The 18,781-nt window shown below is 56.3% G+C and carries 20 protein-coding genes; 9 read left to right on the top strand and 11 right to left on the bottom strand.

The window, feature by feature from the left end; genetic code table 11:
- Positions 1-297 precede the first annotated feature (297 nt).
- Both BMW97_RS00195 and pyk read left to right on the top strand, forming a co-directional pair.
- A complete protein-coding gene (locus BMW97_RS00195) occupies positions 298-1,167 on the top strand; it encodes a MurR/RpiR family transcriptional regulator (protein WP_023312229.1) in 870 nt (289 codons plus the stop codon).
- A 140-nt stretch (positions 1,168-1,307) separates the two neighbouring features.
- Positions 1,308-2,750 carry a pyruvate kinase gene (gene pyk / locus BMW97_RS00190; protein WP_008500455.1) on the top strand — a complete coding sequence of 481 codons (1,443 nt, stop codon included), beginning with the start codon at positions 1,308-1,310 and terminating at the stop codon, positions 2,748-2,750.
- 45 nt (positions 2,751-2,795) lie between these two features.
- Here the strand turns inward: pyk and lpxM are convergent, their stop codons facing one another.
- From lpxM to znuA, 3 genes are all read right to left on the bottom strand, one after another.
- Entirely contained in the window at positions 2,796-3,767 is a 972-nt protein-coding gene (gene lpxM, locus BMW97_RS00185; RefSeq protein WP_045908211.1) for a lauroyl-Kdo(2)-lipid IV(A) myristoyltransferase, read from the bottom strand.
- Positions 3,768-3,888: 121 nt separating this feature from the next.
- Positions 3,889-5,208: a murein DD-endopeptidase MepM gene (mepM, locus tag BMW97_RS00180; protein WP_045908210.1), complete on the bottom strand. Its 1,320-nt coding sequence runs from the start codon at positions 5,206-5,208 to the stop codon at positions 3,889-3,891.
- Between the two features lie 15 nt (positions 5,209-5,223).
- On the bottom strand, positions 5,224-6,168 hold the full coding sequence (gene znuA, locus BMW97_RS00175) for a zinc ABC transporter substrate-binding protein ZnuA (RefSeq protein WP_045908280.1): 945 nt from the start codon (positions 6,166-6,168) through the stop codon (positions 5,224-5,226).
- Positions 6,169-6,245: 77 nt separating this feature from the next.
- Here znuA and znuC point away from each other — a divergent pair, with 77 nt between their 5' ends.
- A complete protein-coding gene (gene znuC / locus BMW97_RS00170; RefSeq protein ID WP_045908209.1) occupies positions 6,246-7,001 on the top strand; it encodes a zinc ABC transporter ATP-binding protein ZnuC in 756 nt (251 codons plus the stop codon).
- Entirely contained in the window at positions 6,998-7,783 is a 786-nt protein-coding gene (gene znuB / locus BMW97_RS00165) for a zinc ABC transporter permease subunit ZnuB (protein WP_045908208.1), read from the top strand. The genes znuC and znuB overlap by 4 nt, the downstream gene beginning before the upstream one ends.
- A 52-nt stretch (positions 7,784-7,835) precedes the next feature.
- Here the strand turns inward: znuB and ruvB are convergent, their stop codons facing one another.
- The 6 genes from ruvB to aspS form a co-directional block, all read right to left on the bottom strand.
- Positions 7,836-8,846, bottom strand: coding sequence for a Holliday junction branch migration DNA helicase RuvB (ruvB, locus tag BMW97_RS00160; RefSeq protein ID WP_008500449.1), 1,011 nt, complete (start codon positions 8,844-8,846; stop codon positions 7,836-7,838).
- 8 nt (positions 8,847-8,854) lie between these two features.
- The gene (gene ruvA / locus BMW97_RS00155) at positions 8,855-9,469 is read right to left on the bottom strand and encodes a Holliday junction branch migration protein RuvA (RefSeq protein ID WP_045908207.1); all 615 of its coding nucleotides are present in this window, start codon (positions 9,467-9,469) and stop codon (positions 8,855-8,857) included.
- Between the two features lie 80 nt (positions 9,470-9,549).
- The gene (ruvC, locus tag BMW97_RS00150; protein ID WP_003859749.1) at positions 9,550-10,071 is read right to left on the bottom strand and encodes a crossover junction endodeoxyribonuclease RuvC; all 522 of its coding nucleotides are present in this window, start codon (positions 10,069-10,071) and stop codon (positions 9,550-9,552) included.
- Between the two features lie 34 nt (positions 10,072-10,105).
- Positions 10,106-10,846, bottom strand: a complete 741-nt coding sequence (locus tag BMW97_RS00145) for a YebC/PmpR family DNA-binding transcriptional regulator (protein WP_008500447.1) — start codon at positions 10,844-10,846, stop codon at positions 10,106-10,108.
- 27 nt (positions 10,847-10,873) lie between these two features.
- On the bottom strand, positions 10,874-11,317 hold the full coding sequence (gene nudB, locus BMW97_RS00140; protein WP_008500446.1) for a dihydroneopterin triphosphate diphosphatase: 444 nt from the start codon (positions 11,315-11,317) through the stop codon (positions 10,874-10,876).
- A 1-nt stretch (position 11,318) separates the two neighbouring features.
- Complete coding sequence (aspS, locus tag BMW97_RS00135) at positions 11,319-13,091, bottom strand: aspartate--tRNA ligase (RefSeq protein WP_032675040.1); 1,773 nt, start codon at positions 13,089-13,091, stop codon at positions 11,319-11,321.
- Positions 13,092-13,354: 263 nt separating this feature from the next.
- Here aspS and BMW97_RS00125 point away from each other — a divergent pair, with 263 nt between their 5' ends.
- Genes BMW97_RS00125 through cmoB form a run of 5 tightly spaced genes read left to right on the top strand, consistent with a single transcriptional unit; the run spans position 13,355 to position 16,935 of the window.
- Positions 13,355-13,921: a hydrolase gene (locus tag BMW97_RS00125; RefSeq protein WP_045908206.1), complete on the top strand. Its 567-nt coding sequence runs from the start codon at positions 13,355-13,357 to the stop codon at positions 13,919-13,921.
- Positions 13,918-14,736: a DUF72 domain-containing protein gene (locus BMW97_RS00120; RefSeq protein ID WP_045908205.1), complete on the top strand. Its 819-nt coding sequence runs from the start codon at positions 13,918-13,920 to the stop codon at positions 14,734-14,736. Before BMW97_RS00125 ends, BMW97_RS00120 begins: the two co-directional genes overlap by 4 nt.
- Positions 14,737-14,787: 51 nt before the next feature.
- Positions 14,788-15,183, top strand: coding sequence for an MAPEG family protein (locus BMW97_RS00115; RefSeq protein WP_021240443.1), 396 nt, complete (start codon positions 14,788-14,790; stop codon positions 15,181-15,183).
- Positions 15,184-15,223: 40 nt separating this feature from the next.
- Positions 15,224-15,967, top strand: a complete 744-nt coding sequence (gene cmoA / locus BMW97_RS00110; RefSeq protein WP_045908204.1) for a carboxy-S-adenosyl-L-methionine synthase CmoA — start codon at positions 15,224-15,226, stop codon at positions 15,965-15,967.
- Positions 15,964-16,935 (top strand): tRNA 5-methoxyuridine(34)/uridine 5-oxyacetic acid(34) synthase CmoB, encoded by a 972-nt coding sequence (gene cmoB, locus BMW97_RS00105; protein ID WP_045908203.1) that lies wholly within the window; start codon positions 15,964-15,966, stop codon positions 16,933-16,935. The genes cmoA and cmoB overlap by 4 nt, the downstream gene beginning before the upstream one ends.
- 262 nt (positions 16,936-17,197) lie before the next feature.
- Here the strand turns inward: cmoB and cutC are convergent, their stop codons facing one another.
- Both cutC and BMW97_RS00095 read right to left on the bottom strand, forming a co-directional pair.
- The gene (gene cutC, locus BMW97_RS00100) at positions 17,198-17,941 is read right to left on the bottom strand and encodes a copper homeostasis protein CutC (RefSeq protein ID WP_045908202.1); all 744 of its coding nucleotides are present in this window, start codon (positions 17,939-17,941) and stop codon (positions 17,198-17,200) included.
- Between the two features lie 69 nt (positions 17,942-18,010).
- Positions 18,011-18,580 (bottom strand): VOC family protein, encoded by a 570-nt coding sequence (locus BMW97_RS00095; protein ID WP_045908201.1) that lies wholly within the window; start codon positions 18,578-18,580, stop codon positions 18,011-18,013.
- Positions 18,581-18,781 lie beyond the last annotated feature (201 nt).

The following is an 18,781-nucleotide window of genomic DNA, read 5'->3' as shown; positions in this document are numbered from 1 at the left end:
CAATGCACTGTACTGCTTTTACGTCATTCCCGAAACCATTAGCGCTTATCGTCGCGTGCGATACCGCGATTTTTCACCCTTCGGATGATTTCGACGGCTTAATGACGCAACAACCGTCGTTTCTTTGCGCAACAGGGTCATAGCAAAACCCGACACCGATCAAGTAATGAAAAAAAACAACAACATTATCTTGTCGATTGTTACCCTTAATGGAAGCCACAAGGGTAATATCGGCTAAATCGAATCACGATTTCATCAATTTATGAAATCGTTTACACCCATGAGCATCCTGTTAACATGAACATGCTGGAAAAAATCCAGTTTCAACTGGAACACCTTAGCAAATCCGAGCGAAAAGTGGCCGAGGTCATTCTCGCCTCTCCCGCTCAGGCGATTCATTCAAGCATCGCCGCTCTGGCACAGGAAGCGGGTGTTAGCGAACCCACGGTCAATCGCTTTTGCCGCAGCCTGGAAACGCGCGGCTTTCCTGATTTTAAACTGCATCTGGCGCAAAGTCTGGCTAACGGCACCCCTTATGTTAATCGTAATGTGGATGAAGACGACAGCGTTGATGCCTATACCGCGAAAATTTTTGAGTCGGCCATGGCTTCGCTCGACCACGTCCGTCAGTCACTGGACATGAGCTCCGTGAATCGCGCGGTGGATTTACTCACCCAGGCCAAGCGAATTGCGTTCTTTGGGCTCGGGTCGTCGGCAGCCGTCGCGCATGACGCCATGAACAAATTTTTCCGCTTTAACGTCCCGGTGATTTATTCCGATGACATTGTCCTGCAACGCATGAGCTGTATGAATTGCAGTGAAGATGACGTCGTGGTACTGATTTCGCATACCGGCCGCACCAAGAGTCAGGTAGAGCTGGCGCAGCTGGCCCGTGAAAACGATGCCATGGTGATTGCCCTCACAACGGCAGGCACGCCGCTGGCGCGTGAGGCAACGCTGGCGATCACCCTCGACGTGCCGGAAGACACCGACATTTATATGCCGATGGTCTCCCGCCTGGCCCAGCTCACCGTGATTGACGTGCTCGCGACCGGTTTTACCTTACGTCGGGGGGCAAAATTCCGGGATAACTTGAAGCGGGTCAAGGAAGCGCTGAAGGAATCGCGTTTTGATAAAGAATTGCTTATAAAGAGCGATGTTCCCTGATAGTTGATAACGAAGACGTCACGAATAATGACGATGTAACGATTTACGGCATTCGGTCCCCTCGCCGCTGCCTTGCAGCAGATGAAGGCCGATTCAATGTTCACGCAACACCAAAGTTGTTTCAGTCAACGGAGTATTACATGTCCAGAAGGCTTCGCAGAACCAAGATCGTAACCACCTTAGGCCCGGCCACCGATCGCGATAATAATCTCGAAAAAATTATCGCCGCCGGTGCCAACGTGGTGCGTATGAACTTCTCTCACGGTACGCCAGAAGACCATAAATTACGTGCCGATAAAGTGCGTGAAATCGCAGCAAAACTGGGCCGCCACGTTGCTATCCTCGGCGATTTGCAGGGTCCAAAAATTCGTGTCTCCACCTTTAAAGAGGGGAAAGTTTTCCTCAATATCGGCGACAAATTTCTGCTGGATGCCAACCTGGGCAAAGGTGAAGGCGATAAAGAAAAAGTCGGTATCGACTATAAAGGCCTCCCGGCTGACGTCGTACCTGGCGATATCCTGCTGCTTGATGATGGCCGCGTACAGCTGAAAGTGCTGGAAGTTCAGGGCATGAAAGTGTTCACCGAAGTTACCGTCGGCGGCCCGCTCTCCAACAATAAAGGCATCAACAAACTGGGCGGCGGCCTCTCTGCAGAGGCGCTCACCGATAAAGACAAAGCGGACATCGTGACGGCTGCGCTGATCGGCGTTGATTACCTTGCTGTCTCCTTCCCGCGCTGCGGCGAAGATCTGAACTATGCGCGTCGCCTGGCACGCGATGCAGGCTGCGATGCCAAAATCGTCGCCAAAGTTGAGCGTGCAGAAGCCGTTTGCGATCAGGATGCCATGGACGACGTGATCCTCGCGTCTGACGTGGTGATGGTTGCGCGCGGCGACCTGGGTGTGGAAATCGGCGACCCTGAGCTGGTCGGTATTCAGAAGGCCCTGATTCGTCGCGCACGTCAGCTGAACCGCGCGGTGATCACCGCGACTCAGATGATGGAATCGATGATCACTAACCCGATGCCAACCCGTGCCGAAGTCATGGACGTGGCAAACGCCGTGCTGGACGGTACCGATGCGGTGATGCTCTCCGCAGAAACCGCAGCGGGCCAGTATCCGGCAGAAACCGTGGCCGCCATGGCGCGCGTCTGCCTGGGCGCTGAAAAGATCCCTAGCATCAACGTCTCTAAACACCGTCTGGACGTGCAGTTCGACAACGTGGAAGAAGCGATTGCGATGTCGGCAATGTATGCGGCAAACCATCTTAAGGGCGTTACCGCGATCATTACCATGACCGAATCTGGCCGCACCGCGCTGATGACCTCGCGTATCAGCTCGGGTCTGCCGATCTTCGCCATGTCCCGTCACGAACGTACGCTGAACCTGACGGCGCTGTACCGCGGCGTGACGCCGGTTCACTTCGACAGCACCAATGACGGCGTGGCCGCCGCGCACGATGCCGTAAACCTGCTGCGCGACAAAGGCTATCTGGTGTCCGGTGATATCGTCATTGTGACCCAGGGCGATGTGATGAGCACCATCGGCTCAACCAACACCACCCGCGTTATGACCGTCGAATAATAATGTCTCTGTTAAAAAGCCCTCTCCAGATGGAGAGGGCTTTTTTTATTTCGTTGGATACAGCTCTTTGCGTTTATACGGCTCTGTTTCACCCGGTTTGCGCGTTTTAAGCAGCTTCAAAATCCACGTGTACTGTTCCGCATGCGGTCCCACCAGAATCTCCACCTCTTCGTTCATCCGACGCGCAATGGTGTGGTCATCGGCGGTGAGCAGATCGTCCATCGGCGGACGAACCTCAATACTCAGGCGATGCGTTTTGCCGTCATAGACCGGGAACAGCGGGATCACCCGGGCACGACAAACTTTCATCAGGCGACCAATCGCGGGGAGCGTCGCTTTATAAGTCGCAAAGAAATCGACAAACTCGCTGTGCTCGGGGCCATGGTCCTGATCCGGCAGATAGTAGCCCCAGTACCCCTGGCGTACCGACTGAATGAAGGGCTTAATGCCATCGTTACGGGCATGCAGGCGTCCACCAAAACGACGGCGCACCGTATTCCAGACAAAATCGAAAATCTTATTGCCCTGATTGTGGAACATTGCCGCCATCTTCTGGCCCTGAGAGGCCATCAGCATCGCCGGAATATCAACGCCCCAGCCGTGTGGGACAAGAAAAATGACTTTCTCGTCATTGCGACGCATCTCCTCGATGATTTCCAGCCCTTTCCAGTCAACGCGATCGACAATTTTATCCGGCCCTTTCAGCGCCAGCTCCGCCATCATCGCCATGGCCTGCGGTGCGGTGGTATACATCTCATCAATGATTGCCTCGCGCTCGGCATCACTCTTTTCCGGAAAACAGTAATAGAGGTTGATCTGCGCGCGACGGCGGGCACTCTTGCCAAAACGTCCGGCCAGACGGCCAATTTTACCCAGGACAGGATCGCGGACGGAAGCCGGCAGCATCGCTATCCCCGCAAAGGCATAAACGCCAAGCCAGGCGCCCCAGTTGCGCGGATGACGAAAGGATTTTTCAAACTCAGGAATGTATTCAATATTGTTTTTTTGGGTTTCCATGCTGGATCCAGGGTCTGATGACGCAAAAAATTATTCAGATAGTGTAGCGAGGCAGTCGTCCGCGCACAAAAGAAAAAGCCGGCGTCAGTGTGCGCCGGCTTTTTTAACAAAAACAGAGGGCTTAGTCTAAGCTCAGCTGCGGCAATACCTCTTTCACCTGCGCCAGATAATCAGTACGATCTTTACCTGTCAGGCCTTCGGTGCGCGGCAGTTTCGCCGTCAGCGGGTTCACAGCCTGTTGGTTAATCCACACTTCATAGTGCAGATGCGGGCCGGTAGAGCGTCCGGTATTACCAGAGATCGCAATACGATCGCCACGTTTCACCTTCTGGCCCGGTTTAACCAGCAGCCTACGCAGGTGCATGTAGCGGGTCGTATACGTACGGCCATGACGTACCGCGACGTAATACCCGGCTGCACCGCTACGTTTGGCCACCACCACTTCACCATCCCCTACCGCCAGAACCGGTGTCCCCTGCGGCATGGCAAAGTCAACGCCACGGTGTGGTGCGACACGCCCGGTTACCGGGTTCAGACGACGCGGGTTAAAGTTCGAGGAGACGCGGAACTGTTTAGCCGTCGGGAAGCGCAGGAAGCCTTTTGCAAGGCCCGTACCGCTGCGGTCGTAGAACTTACCGTCTTCGGCACGGATCGCGTAGTAATCTTTGCCCTCGGAGCGCAGACGCACGCCCAGCAGCTGGCTTTGCTCGCGCTTACCATCCAGCATTTCGCGGGACATCAGAACGGAGAACTCATCGCCCTTCTTCAGTTTGCGGAAATCCATCTGCCACTGCATGGCTTTGATCACCGAACTGATTTCAGCGCTGGTCAACCCTGCATCACGCGCGCTGGAAACAAAGCTTGCCCCCACGGTGCCTTTCAGAACGCTGTTTACCCAGTCGCCCTTCTGCATTTCGCTGGTCATTTTAAAGCCCGTTGCCGTGCGATCGTAGGTGCGGGTTTCGCGGCGGGACATTTCCCAGGTCAGACGCTGCAGATCGCCATCGGCCGTTAACGTCCAGGAGAGCTGTTGCCCAATTTTCAGGTTGCGAAGATCTTTATCTGCCGCCGCCAGCTGGCTGATATTCCCCATGTCGATGCCGTACTGGTTCAGCACGCTGCTCAGCGTGTCCCCGGTAGAAACAACATATTCGTGAATACCCGCTTCGTTCTCGGTTTTATCGTCCAGTTCATCCTGTGGAATAGCTTCATCTTCCTGAGCCGACTGGTCGATAGGCTCGCTGGCTTCAGGCAGCAAAGAGCGGATTTCGCTCTTTTCAAGCTCGATGGTTTTGATGATAGGGGCAGAACTCGGGTGGTAAACATAGGGCCGCCAGACGGCGACCGCTAAGGTGAGTACTGTAAGCGACCCCAGCATGACGCGGTGGGGTCGAGGCAGATTGTTAAATGCCAGGGCGACAGAGCGGGCTATCTGTTGCACGTATTCACTTCCTCGTTAATCTCCTTTCAGGCAGCTCGCATACTGGTTCGCCAGTTGGCTGAGGAACTGCGAATAGCTCGCTTTGCTCAACTGGATATTCGTTCCTAGCGGGTCAAGGGTCCCCATGCGCACGGATGTCCCCCTGGCCACGGCTTCTACGACCGCTGGCCTGAACTGTGGCTCAGCAAAAACGCATGTCGCTTTTTGCTCAACCAGCTGTGTTCTGATTTCATGTAAACGCTGCGCACCAGGTTGAATTTCAGGGTTGACGGTAAAATGACCCAGCGGGGTCAAACCGTAGTGTTTTTCGTAATAGCCGTAGGCGTCATGAAAAACGAAATACCCTTTTCCTTTCAACGGTGCGAGCTCATTACCAACCTGCTTATCGGTTGCGGCTAATTGTGCCTCAAAATCCTTCAGGTTGGCGTCTAGTTTGGCTCGACTTTGCGGCATAAGTTCCACTAATTTGTCATGGATTGCAACCGCTGAAAGCCGCGCTATCTCTGGGGATAACCAAAGATGCATGTTGTACTCGCCGTGATGGTGATCTCCATCACCTTTTTCACCGTCGGCAGCATGATGGTCATGTTCGTCGCCGTCGTCATCCGCCCCTTTCATGAGTAACGGTTTCACGCCGGGGAGGTCGGCAATCGCGACCTGTTTTTCACCCGCCACCTGTTTTGCTGACTTCTGCATAAACGCTTCCATTTCCGGACCGATCCAGACAACTAAGTCCGCGTTTTGTAAGCGTTTTACATCGGAAGGGCGCAGGGAATAATCATGCTCCGATGCACCATCCGGGAGCAGAACCTGGGTTTCTGTTACCCCGTCAGCAATGGCTGACGCGATGAACCCGAGTGGTTTAAGCGAAGCGACAACCGCAGCGTTAACATCTTGTGCGGTTGTACCCCAAAGGGCAGCGGATAATGCTGCGAAAAGAAGCGTATTTTTATGTAACATAATGCGACTAATCATCGTAGTGAATGCGTGGAATGTGATATTATAACATTCGTTGACTTCTTCAAGCTTAAAATGACATGACGACATTGGTTTCCCTTGAAAATATTTCGGTCTCATTTGGCCAGCGCCGCGTCCTCTCTGACGTGTCGCTCGATCTGAAGCCCGGCAAAATTCTGACGCTGCTCGGCCCCAATGGCGCAGGCAAATCCACTCTGGTACGTGTGGTACTGGGTCTGGTCGCACCCGATGAAGGCGTGATCAGGCGCGAGGAAAAATTGCGCATCGGCTATGTGCCGCAAAAACTGCACCTCGACGCCACACTGCCGCTGACGGTGAGCCGTTTCCTGCGCCTGCGTCCCGGCACGCGTAAAGCCGATATTCTCCCGGCGCTGAAGCGCGTGCAGGCGGGCCATCTTGTCGATGCGCCGCTGCAAAAACTGTCCGGTGGAGAAACGCAGCGCGTTTTACTTGCCCGCGCGTTGCTCAGCAGCCCGCAGCTGCTGGTACTGGATGAGCCAACGCAGGGTGTAGACGTCAACGGCCAGGTCGCGCTATACGACCTCATTGACCAGCTGCGCCGGGAACTGAACTGTGCGGTACTGATGGTATCCCACGACCTGCATCTGGTGATGGCAAAGACTGACGAAGTGCTGTGTCTTAACCACCATATCTGCTGCTCCGGCACGCCTGAAGTGGTCTCCATGCACCCGGAATTTATCTCCATGTTCGGCCCTCGCGGCGCTGAACAGCTCGGCATCTATCGCCATCATCATAATCATCGCCATGATTTGCAGGGACGAATCGTTCTGCGTCGGGGAAATGGACACTCATGATTGAACTGTTACTGCCCGGCTGGCTGGCCGGGATTATGCTTGCCTGCGCCGCGGGCCCGCTCGGCTCGTTTGTGGTGTGGCGCAGAATGTCTTACTTCGGTGATACCCTGGCGCACGCGTCCCTGCTGGGTGTGGCTTTTGGCCTGCTGCTGAACGTCAACCCGTTCTACGCGGTGATTGTGGTCACGCTGCTGCTGGCGGCCGGTCTGGTCTGGCTGGAAAAGCGCCCTCACCTCGCCATCGATACCCTGCTTGGCATCATGGCGCACAGTGCCCTGTCGCTGGGCCTGGTGGTGGTCAGTCTAATGTCGAATATCCGCGTGGATCTGATGGCTTACCTGTTCGGTGACCTGCTGGCCGTCACGCCAGACGATCTCATCGCTATCGCGATTGGCGTTGCGGTGGTGCTCGGCATTTTGCTCTGGCAGTGGCGTAACCTGCTGGCCATGACCGTCAGCCCGGACCTGGCGTTTGTCGACGGCGTGAAGCTGCAGCGCGTTAAGCTGCTGCTGATGCTGGTAACGGCGTTAACCATTGGCGTGGCGATGAAGTTTGTCGGGGCGCTGATTATTACGTCACTGCTGATCATCCCTGCGGCTACGGCGCGTCGTTTTGCCCGTACGCCGGAGCAGATGGCCGGTGTGGCCGTGATTGTCGGAATGATTGCGGTAACGGGTGGACTCACCTTCTCGGCGTTCTATGACACGCCTGCGGGGCCGTCCGTGGTGCTGAGTGCAGCGGTGCTGTTTATCTTCAGTATGATGAAGAAGACCGCGCAGTAGTGGACATGTCCCCGGTGGCGCTTCGCTTACCGGGGCTACAAATTATCGCTGCTTACGGCATTGCCGGTGGCGTAATGCCGAAATGATTCCACGCCCGCACCGTCGCCATGCGGCCACGCGGTGTGCGCTGCAGGAAGCCCTGCTGGATCAGATACGGTTCAAGCACATCCTCAATGGTTTCACGCTCTTCCCCGATTGCCGCCGCCAGGTTATCCAGCCCGACCGGGCCACCAAAGAACTTGTCCAGCACCGCCAGCAGCAGCTTGCGGTCCATGTAGTCAAAACCTTCGGCATCGACGTTCAGCATATCCAGCGCCTGCGCGGCGATCTCTGCGGAGATCGAACCGTTGTGCTTCACCTCAGCAAAGTCACGCACGCGGCGCAGCAGGCGGTTGGCGATACGCGGTGTACCGCGGGAACGCTTCGCCACTTCAAACGCCCCCTCTTCGCTCATCTCCAGCCCCATATAGCGGGCGCTGCGGCCAACGATGTGCTGGAGGTCGGCCACCTGGTAAAACTCCAGACGCTGCACGATACCGAAGCGGTCGCGCAGTGGAGAGGTCAACGACCCGGCTCGCGTTGTTGCGCCAATCAGGGTAAACGGCGGCAGATCGATTTTGATGGAGCGTGCCGCCGGACCTTCACCAATCATGATATCCAGCTGATAATCTTCCATCGCCGGATAGAGCACCTCTTCCACCACCGGTGACAGACGGTGGATCTCATCGATAAACAGCACGTCATGCGGTTCGAGGTTGGTCAGCATGGCCGCCAAATCGCCCGCCTTCTCCAGCACCGGGCCGGAGGTGGTGCGCAGGTTTACGCCCATTTCATTAGCGACGATATTCGCGAGCGTGGTTTTGCCCAACCCCGGAGGGCCAAAAATCAGCAGGTGATCGAGCGCATCGCCGCGCAGTTTTGCCGCCTGGATAAAAATCTCCATCTGGGAACGAACCTGCGGCTGGCCAATGTACTCATCAAGCAGTTTTGGGCGAATCGCGCGATCCACCACATCCTCTGCCTGAACAGTGCCTGCCGAAACCAGGCGGTCTGCTTCAATCATCCTTTACCTCACAATGCAGCGCGCAGCGCTTCACGAATCAGGGTTTCACTGCTGGCGTCCGGTTTGGCAATTTTACTTACCATGCGGCTGGCCTCCTGAGGTTTATAGCCCAGCGCCACCAGCGCGGCAACCGCTTCCTGCTCGGCGTCATCATCCGTCGCAGGCGCGCCTGGGGAGGTCAGCACCAGATCGGCCGCCGGCGTGAAGAGATCGCCATGCAGGCCTTTGAAGCGGTCTTTCATCTCGACAATCAGGCGCTCTGCCGTTTTCTTACCAATGCCAGGAAGCTTAATCAGCGCAGCAGGATCTTCACGCTCAACGGCATTCACAAACTGTGGCGCTGACATGCCGGATAAGATCGCCAGAGCCAACTTTGGCCCTACGCCGTTGGTTTTAATCAGCTCGCGGAACAGCGTGCGTTCCTGTTTGTTGTTGAAGCCGTACAGCAGTTGAGCATCTTCACGCACCACAAACTGAGTAAAGATAATCGCCTCTTTGCCCGCGTCCGGCAGCTCGTAGAAGCAGGTCATCGGCATATGGACTTCATAGCCCACGCCACCCACTTCCAGCAGCACTAACGGGGGTTGTTTTTCAATGATGATGCCTCTGAGTCTGCCTATCACGTGACGCTCCTGCGTTCTGGAAGAAATTAACTGCCGACATAATAAAAAAAGGCTGGATAAACATCCAGCCTGATTTGTCATTATCGTAACCTGCCTCGCGCCAGATTGAGCCGCGACTCGCTCATTTGCATCGCGTTCTGGCTGACGTGACAGTGGGTAATTGCAATCGCCAGCGCATCCGCGGCGTCAGCCTGCGGGTTTGCAGGGAGCTTCAGCAGGGTACGCACCATGTGCTGCACCTGACTTTTCTCCGCGCTACCGATGCCCACCACCGTCTGCTTGACCTGACGTGCCGCGTATTCAAATACCGGCAAATCCTGGTTTACCGCAGCCACGATGGCCACTCCACGCGCCTGACCGAGCTTTAGCGCCGAATCGGCGTTTTTCGCCATAAAGACTTGTTCGATGGCGAAATAGTCCGGCTGAAACTGGGTGATGATCTCCGACACGCCCGCATAAATGAGCTTCAGGCGCGAAGGCAGATCGTCCACTTTGGTGCGAATACAGCCGCTGCCGAGGTAGGTTAACTGGCGTCCCACCTGACGGATAACGCCATACCCGGTGACGCGTGAGCCTGGGTCAATCCCGAGAATAATCGACATCACGCGTCTCCTGTAACGGATCTACACGCTCTCATCAGAGAGTCGCTGCAACCTCATCAGAGATTTCACCGTTGTGGTACACTTCCTGCACGTCGTCGCAGTCTTCGAGCATGTCGATCAGACGCAGCAGTTTTGGTGCCGTTTCTGCATCCATGTCCGCTTTGGTGGACGGAATCATGGAGACTTCAGCGTTGTCCGCTTTCAGGCCAGCCGCTTCCAGCGCATCGCGCACGGCACCCATCTCTTCCCACGCGGTGTAAACGTCGATAGCACCGTCGTCAAAGGTCACCACGTCTTCCGCACCGGCTTCCAGCGCCGCTTCCATGATCGCATCTTCGTCGCCTTTCTCGAAAGAGATGACGCCTTTTTTGCTGAACAGGTACGCAACGGAACCGTCAGTGCCCAGGTTGCCACCGGTTTTGGTGAACGCGTGGCGCACTTCCGCAACGGTACGGTTACGGTTGTCGGACAGGCACTCAACCATTACCGCCGTACCGCCAGGACCGTAACCTTCATAGATGATGGTTTCCATGTTCGCGTCTTCATCGCCACCCACGCCACGTGCGATAGCACGGTTTAGGGTGTCACGCGTCATGTTGTTGGACAGCGCTTTATCCACCGCCGCGCGCAGACGCGGGTTAGAAGCCGGGTCACCGCCGCCCAGACGCGCTGCCGTCACCAGCTCGCGAATGATTTTGGTAAAGATCTTACCGCGCTTGGCATCCTGTGCCGCTTTGCGGTGTTTGGTGTTGGCCCACTTACTATGACCTGCCATAAAAAGTTCTCCAAAAATCGCGCCTTTTCAGGCTGCGTTAATTACAAATTCTTCAATCGCCTGCCGGTTGCTCCACGACTTGGTCAGTGCGGCGGCATCCGCCGCATTCACCCAGCGGTAGGTCAGGTGTTCGGTAAACACGATCTCCCGTTCATGGGGGAGCGCGAGACAGAACCAGGACTCCGTATTGCGCTCGGTACCCGGCGCGTAGCGATGACGTAAATGGCTAAAAATTTCAAACTCCACCGTGCGCTGACAGTCCTTCAGGGTCAGTTGCTCGCGGGCAACGTCAATGGCGACCTCTTCCTTTACTTCACGCGCGGCGGCCTGCGGCGCGGTTTCTCCCTCTTCCAGACTGCCGGTAACCGACTGCCAGAATTCAGGATCATCGCGCCGCTGCAACATCAGCACCCGCTTCGTGTCTTCTGCATAAATGACCACCAGGACCGAAACGGGGAGCTTATATGTCATATCAGTTTTTCTCTTCCTTCTTCACCACCTCAATGCCCAGCTCAGCCAGTGCGGCCGGGTTGGCAAAGCTTGGCGCTTCGGTCATCAGACACGCGGCGGCAGTGGTTTTCGGGAAGGCGATCACATCACGGATGTTATCGGTGCCGGTCAGCAGCATGGTCAGACGGTCAAGACCGAAAGCCAGACCCGCGTGCGGAGGCGTACCGTATTTCAGCGCGTCCAGAAGGAAGCCGAATTTCTCACGCTGCTCCTGCTCGTTGATGCCCAGGATGCCGAACACGGTCTGCTGCATTTCACCGCTGTGAATACGCACGGAACCGCCGCCCACTTCGTAGCCGTTAATGACCATATCGTAGGCGTTGGCGACCGCCTCTTCCGGTGCCGCTTTCAGCTCTGCCGCTGTCATCTCTTTTGGTGAGGTGAACGGGTGATGCATCGCGGTCAGGCCGCCTTCACCGTCGTCTTCAAACATTGGGAAGTCGATAACCCACAGCGGCGCCCATTTGCTCTCGTCGGTCAGGTTCAGGTCTTTGCCGAGCTTCAGACGCAGCGCGCCCATCGCATCCGCAACGACTTTCTTGTTGTCTGCACCGAAGAAGATCATGTCGCCGTCCTGCGCGCCGGTGCGCTCCAGGATCGCTTCAACGATGTCTGCGTTCAGGAATTTCGCGACCGGGCTGGTGATACCTTCCAGACCTTTCGCACGTTCGGTCACTTTAATATAGGCCAGACCTTTCGCGCCGTAGATCTTGATGAAGTTACCGTAGTCGTCGATCTGCTTACGGCTCAGAGCCGCTCCGCCCGGTACACGCAGCGCTGCTACGCGGCCTTTGGCGTCGTTAGCCGGGCCCGCGAATACCGCGAACTCCACGTTTTTAACCAGATCAGCTACGTCTACCAGCTCCATTGGGTTACGCAGGTCTGGTTTGTCAGAGCCATAGCGACGCTCGGCTTCCGCGAAGGTCATGATTGGGAAATCGCCCAGCTCAACGCCTTTCACGTCATTCCACAGGCTACGCACCAGGGCTTCCATCACTTCACGCACCTGCTCGGCGGTCATGAAGGAGGTTTCCACATCGATCTGGGTAAATTCAGGCTGGCGGTCAGCACGCAGGTCTTCGTCGCGGAAGCATTTCACGATCTGATAGTAGCGATCGAATCCGGACATCATCAGCAGCTGTTTGAACAGCTGTGGAGACTGCGGCAGCGCGTAGAATTTGCCTTTATGAACGCGGGATGGCACCAGGTAATCACGCGCGCCTTCCGGCGTGGCTTTGGTCAGCATCGGGGTTTCGATATCGAGGAAACCGTGGTCATCCATAAAGCGACGCACCAGGCTGGTGATTTTCGCACGGGTTTTCAGGCGCTGAGCCATTTCCGGGCGACGCAGATCCAGGTAGCGGTATTTCAGACGCGCTTCTTCGGTGTTGACGTGGTTGGAGTCCAGCGGCAGCGCTTCAGCACGGTTGATGATCGTCAGATCGGACGCCAGCACTTCAATGGCACCCGTCGCCATGTCGGCGTTAACGTTTTTCTCGTCACGCGCACGTACGGTGCCAGTGACCTGAATGCAGAACTCATTACGCAGCTCAGAGGCCAGCTTCAACGCATCTGCGCGATCCGGATCGAAGAACACCTGAACGATACCTTCGCGGTCGCGCATATCGATGAAGATAAGGCTACCAAGATCACGACGACGATTGACCCAACCACACAGGGTGACCTGCTGTCCGACGTGGGACTGACGCAGCTGCCCGCAATATTCTGTACGCATGAGATATCCCTTAATTAGCCGCAGGCTAAATGTCGCCTGGTATGCAGGCTACTATGTCGCAGCTTTCTGTATGTCACAACTGGATGAAAAAAGGCGGCTATTATACTGGAAATTCCGCCGGACGATAAGAGCGAACCACGGCCAGGCGGTCGTTTGCTGCACTCTTATTGCGCATTCTCACAAAAATTAACAAAATTATGCGACCAATAACAGGCCATCACGTCGTATGGTGTCTGGAAGTGATTAATTTAACGGGAGTAACGATGTTAACCCTTGATGCCAGAAAAACCGCGCTTGTAGTCATTGATTTACAGGAAGGCATTTTGCCCTTCGCCGGTGGCCCGCATACCGCGGACGATGTAGTCAGCCGCGCCGCCCGCCTGGCAGAAAAATGCCGCGCCAGCGGTGCCCCGGTTGTCATGGTGCGCGTCGGCTGGTCTGCGGATTATGCCGAAGCGTTAAAACAGCCCGTTGATGCGCAGGCACCCGCGCGAGCCCTGCCGGAAAACTGGTGGACGTACCCGGTCTCGCTTGGCAAACGCGACAGCGACATCGAAGTCACTAAACGCCAGTGGGGCGCATTTTACGGCACCGATCTTGAGCTGCAGCTCCGCCGTCGCGGCATTGACACCATTATCCTGTGCGGTATTTCCACCAACATCGGCGTGGAATCGACTGCCCGCAACGCGTGGGAGCTCGGCTTTAATCTGGTGATCGCCGAAGATGCCTGCAGCGCGGCCTCCGCGGAACAGCACCAGGGCAGCATGACCCACATCTTCCCGCGCATCGGCCGCGTGCGCAGCACGGATGAGATTGTCAGCGCGCTATGATGTATGTCGGTTTACCCCAGTGGTCGCACCCGAAATGGGTGCGCCTTGGCATCACCAGCCTTGAAGAGTATGCCCGACACTTCAACTGCGTCGAGGGTAACACTACCCTTTATGCGCTCCCGAAAGCCGAGATTGTTGCGCGCTGGCGGGAACAAACGACCGACGACTTCCGCTTCTGCTTCAAGTTTCCGGCGACCATTTCTCACCAGGCCGCGCTGCGAAACTGCGGTGAGTTGACCGACGAATTCTTTGCCCGGATGGCGCCTCTGGCAAACCGCATTGGCCAGTACTGGCTGCAGCTTCCGGCCGTCTTTGGCCCGCGCGACCTGCCCGCACTGTGGACGTTTCTGGACGCCCTGCCCCGGGAGTTTACCTACGGCGTGGAAGTTCGACACCAGGACTTCTTTGCGAAGGGCGAAGCAGAAAAAGCGCTCAACCGCGGCCTTCTCGAGCGTTCCGTTAACCGGGTGATCCTCGATAGCCGTCCGGTGCACAGCGCGATACCGCACAGTGAGGCCATCATTGAGGCGCAGCGTAAAAAGCCAAAAGTGCCCGTTCATGCCGTGGTGACCGCGCAGAACCCCATGGTCAGGTTTATCGGCAGCGATAACATGCCGCAAAACCAGGCGCTGTTCGCCGTCTGGCTGGAAAAACTGGCCTCGTGGGAACACACCACCACGCCGTATCTCTTTTTGCACACGCCGGATATTGCCCAGGCCCCCGAACTGGTCGATGCTCTGTGGCAGGCCTTGCAGACTGCGGTGCCGTCCGTGGGCAGCGCCCCTTCCATCCCACAACAATCTTCTCTTTTCTGATATCACCCCCTATCATAGTGAAGTGCCATCTGCCAAAAACAGGGAGTTTGTATGGTCAGCGCGCTGTATGCGGTGTTAGGTGCATTACTGCTGATTAAATTTTCATTTGATGTTGTGCGCCTCAGAACGCTCTACCGCGTCTCCTACGGTGACGGCGGATTTTCCGAGCTGCAAAGCGCAATCCGCATTCACGGCAATGCGGTCGAATACATCCCCGCGGCCTTAATCCTGCTGCTGTTTATGGAGATGAATGGCGCAGAAACCTGGATGGTACACATCTGTGGCCTGCTGCTTATCGCTGGCCGCCTGATGCACTATTACGGTTTTCACCACCGCTTAATCCGCTGGCGTCGTTCCGGCATGAGTGCGACCTGGTGTTCACTTTTGCTGATGGTGCTGGCTAACCTGTGGTATATGCCGTGGGAGTTGGTTTTCTCCCTCCATTAGCGCACAATACGCCACTTTATTTTTCCCGGATTTTTACGTTATGTCAGATCGCGACACGCTTTTTTCCGCGCCTATCGCCAGCCTGGGCGACTGGACCTTCGATGAACGGGTAGCCGAAGTCTTCCCGGATATGATCCAGCGCTCTGTTCCCGGTTATTCCAATATTATTTCTATGATCGGCATGCTGGCTGAGCGCTTCGTTCAACCCGGCACGCAGGTCTATGACCTGGGCTGCTCGCTCGGCGCGGCAACGCTGTCGGTTCGTCGTAACGTTCACCACGAAGGCTGCCGAATCATAGCCGTCGATAACTCCCCGGCGATGGTTGAACGCTGCCGTCGTCATATTGACGCCTACAAAGCCCCTGTGCCAGTGGACGTGGTGGAAGGCGATATCCGCGAGATTGAGATCACTAACGCGTCCATGGTCGTGCTGAATTTCACGCTGCAGTTCCTGGTGCCGGAAGACCGCCAGTTGCTGCTGGACAAAATTTATCAGGGGCTGAATCCTGGCGGCGCGCTGGTGCTCTCAGAGAAATTCAGTTTTGAAGATGCCGAGGTTGGCGAGCTGCTGTTCAATATGCATCACGATTTCAAGCGTGCGAACGGCTACAGCGAGCTGGAGATCAGCCAGAAGCGCAGCATGCTCGAAAACGTGATGCTGACGGACTCCGTAGAAACCCACAAGGCGCGCCTGCGTCAGGCCGGATTTGAGCATAGCGAACTGTGGTTCCAGTGCTTCAACTTTGGTTCTCTGGTGGCGCTGAAAGCGGGGAAACCGGCATGATCGAGTTCAGTAATTTCTATCAGCTGATTGCCAAAAATCAGCTCTCACACTGGCTTGAGACGCTGCCTGCGCAGATTGCCGCCTGGCAGCGCGATCAGCAGCACGGCCTGTTAAAGCAGTGGGCGAATGCGGTGGAGTTTCTGCCCGAGCTGACCCCGCATCGTCTGGATCTCCTGCACAGCGTCACCGCAGAGAGTGAAGAACCGCTTCCGCCAGGGCAGATCAACCGCATCGAAACGCTGATGCGCAACCTGATGCCGTGGCGTAAAGGACCGTTCTCGCTGTACGGCGTGAACATCAATACCGAATGGCGCTCAGACTGGAAATGGGATCGCGTTCTGCCCCACCTTTCCGACCTGACCGGGCGCACCATTCTGGACGTGGGCTGCGGCAGCGGTTACCACATGTGGCGCATGATTGGCGCGGGTGCGCATCTGGCGGTGGGTATTGACCCGATGCAGCTGTTCCTGTGCCAGTTTGAAGCGGTACGTAAGCTGCTGGGTAACGACCAGCGCGCACACCTGCTGCCGCTGGGTATTGAGCAACTGCCCGCTCTGAAAGCGTTTGATACCGTGTTCTCCATGGGCGTGCTGTACCACCGTCGTTCCCCGCTGGAGCACCTGTGGCAACTGAAAGATCAGCTGGTCAGCGGCGGCGAGTTGGTGCTGGAAACGCTGGTCATCGAAGGCGATGAACATGCCGTTCTGGTGCCGGGCGATCGCTACGCGCAGATGCGCAACGTTTACTTCATCCCTTCCGCGCTGGCGCTGAAGAACTGGCTGGAGAAATGCGGGTTTGTGGACGTGCGGATTGCCGATGTCAGCGTGACCTCAATCGAAGAGCAGCGCCGCACCGACTGGATGATCACCGAATCGCTGGAGCAGTTCCTCGACCCGACCGATCACAGTAAAACCATTGAAGGCTATCCGGCGCCGATGCGTGCGGTGCTGATAGCGACGAAGCCGTAACCTGTTAGCCGGGTGGCGGCTGCGCCTTACCCGGCCTACGCGTCGCACGTTTTCTCCAAAATAGTTCAAGTTGCAGCAAGGCGGCAACGCAGCGAATCCCCGGGAGCTTACATCAGTAAGTGACCGGGGTGAGCGAGGCGGCCAACGCGGCTGCGGCTTGAAATATGAAGGAGAAAAAAAGGCCCCTGTGTAATTTGCAGGGGCCTGGTACAAGCAAGCATCATATTGGGCGACATGATGCGCGGTAAAAATCGGTACGTTGCTACACGTGATGGCGCTCAATCAGCGACTTCATTTCCGCAACCGACTCTCCCTCGACACCGTAGCGTGAATACTCATCCGCTTCAGCATCCGTCGACATAGACAATCCTGTATTGCGATAACGCATGGGTGACGGCATCCATTTGCCTGCCGAGCTGTGCAGCTCTTTTACCCCGGCGTTTAAAAACAGTTCCAGATTGCTGGCACGGACTCCCGCACCCGCCATTATTATTGGAACGCGGGAATGTGCGTTTAGTTCCGTAATTAATTGCATTCCTTTTTCTGCGGACGCCTGTTGACCCGAGGTCAGAACGCGCGCCACGCCAAGTTCTCCAAGCGTTTCAAAGGCCTGAAGCGGATCTTTACACATATCAAATGCGCGATGAAACGTGACGGCCAGCCCCTTCGCGGCGCTCATGACCTGACGCATGCGCGGGATATCAATATTGCCGTCCTCATCCAGCAGGCCAGTGACCAGCCCCGGGAACCCCAGGTCGCGAACGAGGGCGATGTCTTCAAGCATGGCACCGAACTCGCCCGCCGTGTAGCAAAAATCACCGCCGCGCGGACGAATAATCGGGTGAACGGGAATGGTGACGGCCTGACGGGCTGCCCTCAGCACACCGTAAGAAGGCGTCAGCCCGCCCTCTTTGGGTGCCGCACACAGTTCAATGCGGTCAGCCCCGTGTTTTTGCGCGGTGACGGCGCACTCCACGCTGTAACAGCAAATCTCCAGCAGCGCCATTTAATCCTCCTTTACTCCCACCAAACGAGCCATCATGACATGCCGTCAGCTTTCAGTCCCGGCGGGAACTCACATCTCTTGCGCTTCACTGGCAACGATCTGCTCAATGGTCCAGGGATGAAACTTCACCGTCACCTTCCCGTCCGTGACGGCCAGCGTCGGATTCGGTAATCGCTCGCGCTCACCTTTGGGTGAACTGGTCTTCACAAAAATCCCTGGCTGGCTTAAGCCTTCGTCAGCTAACAGGGCCAGCGCACGCGCGTTTAATGTCTCCGGCTCACCCGGCAGGACAATTTCAATGTGCTCCCACCCTTCGTGCGGATAGCGCTTCTCGCCCGGCCACGGCAGTTCAACCACGGTGAATTGCCAGTGGGCCACGTTCACCGGCTCACGCAGCCTGAACAGGCAAATAGGCCGACCGTTAATGATGTTCTCGGACAGTAACTCGCCGCACTGTTCGAACCCATGACGCCAGCGCTCTGCGGTGGCATTCTGATGGCAGCGCAAAGAGATGTGATCGGCCTCAAGCGGCGCAATATCCAGACCCAGACGGGTGGCAAGTTCTGTGAACGCCTGGGTGAAGCGCGGTAAATCTGCGGAAATATCATGCAGTTCGTCAATGGATTGCCAGTTCGCCATAAGTCACTCTCTTTTCGTGTCGCAAAGCCGCTAATTTACTCTGTTGCCCTGTTTTGACCAACCGCAGAATCCGGCTTTTTATGACTGCATGTTTATGCATACCTTCTTAGCCTGGATTCTGAGCAATCTTCAGGCCCCGCGATGCTGACGGCAGAAGGCATTTGCAGTATACTCCCGCCCTAAATTCTCTAACTGGCGCGG

The organism is Enterobacter sp. NFIX58 (genome assembly GCF_900110475.1).
Classification (GTDB): Bacteria; Pseudomonadota; Gammaproteobacteria; order Enterobacterales; family Enterobacteriaceae; genus Enterobacter; species Enterobacter quasiroggenkampii.
Note: the sequence above shows the minus strand (reverse complement) of the source record. Positions and strands in the feature narration are given on the sequence as shown.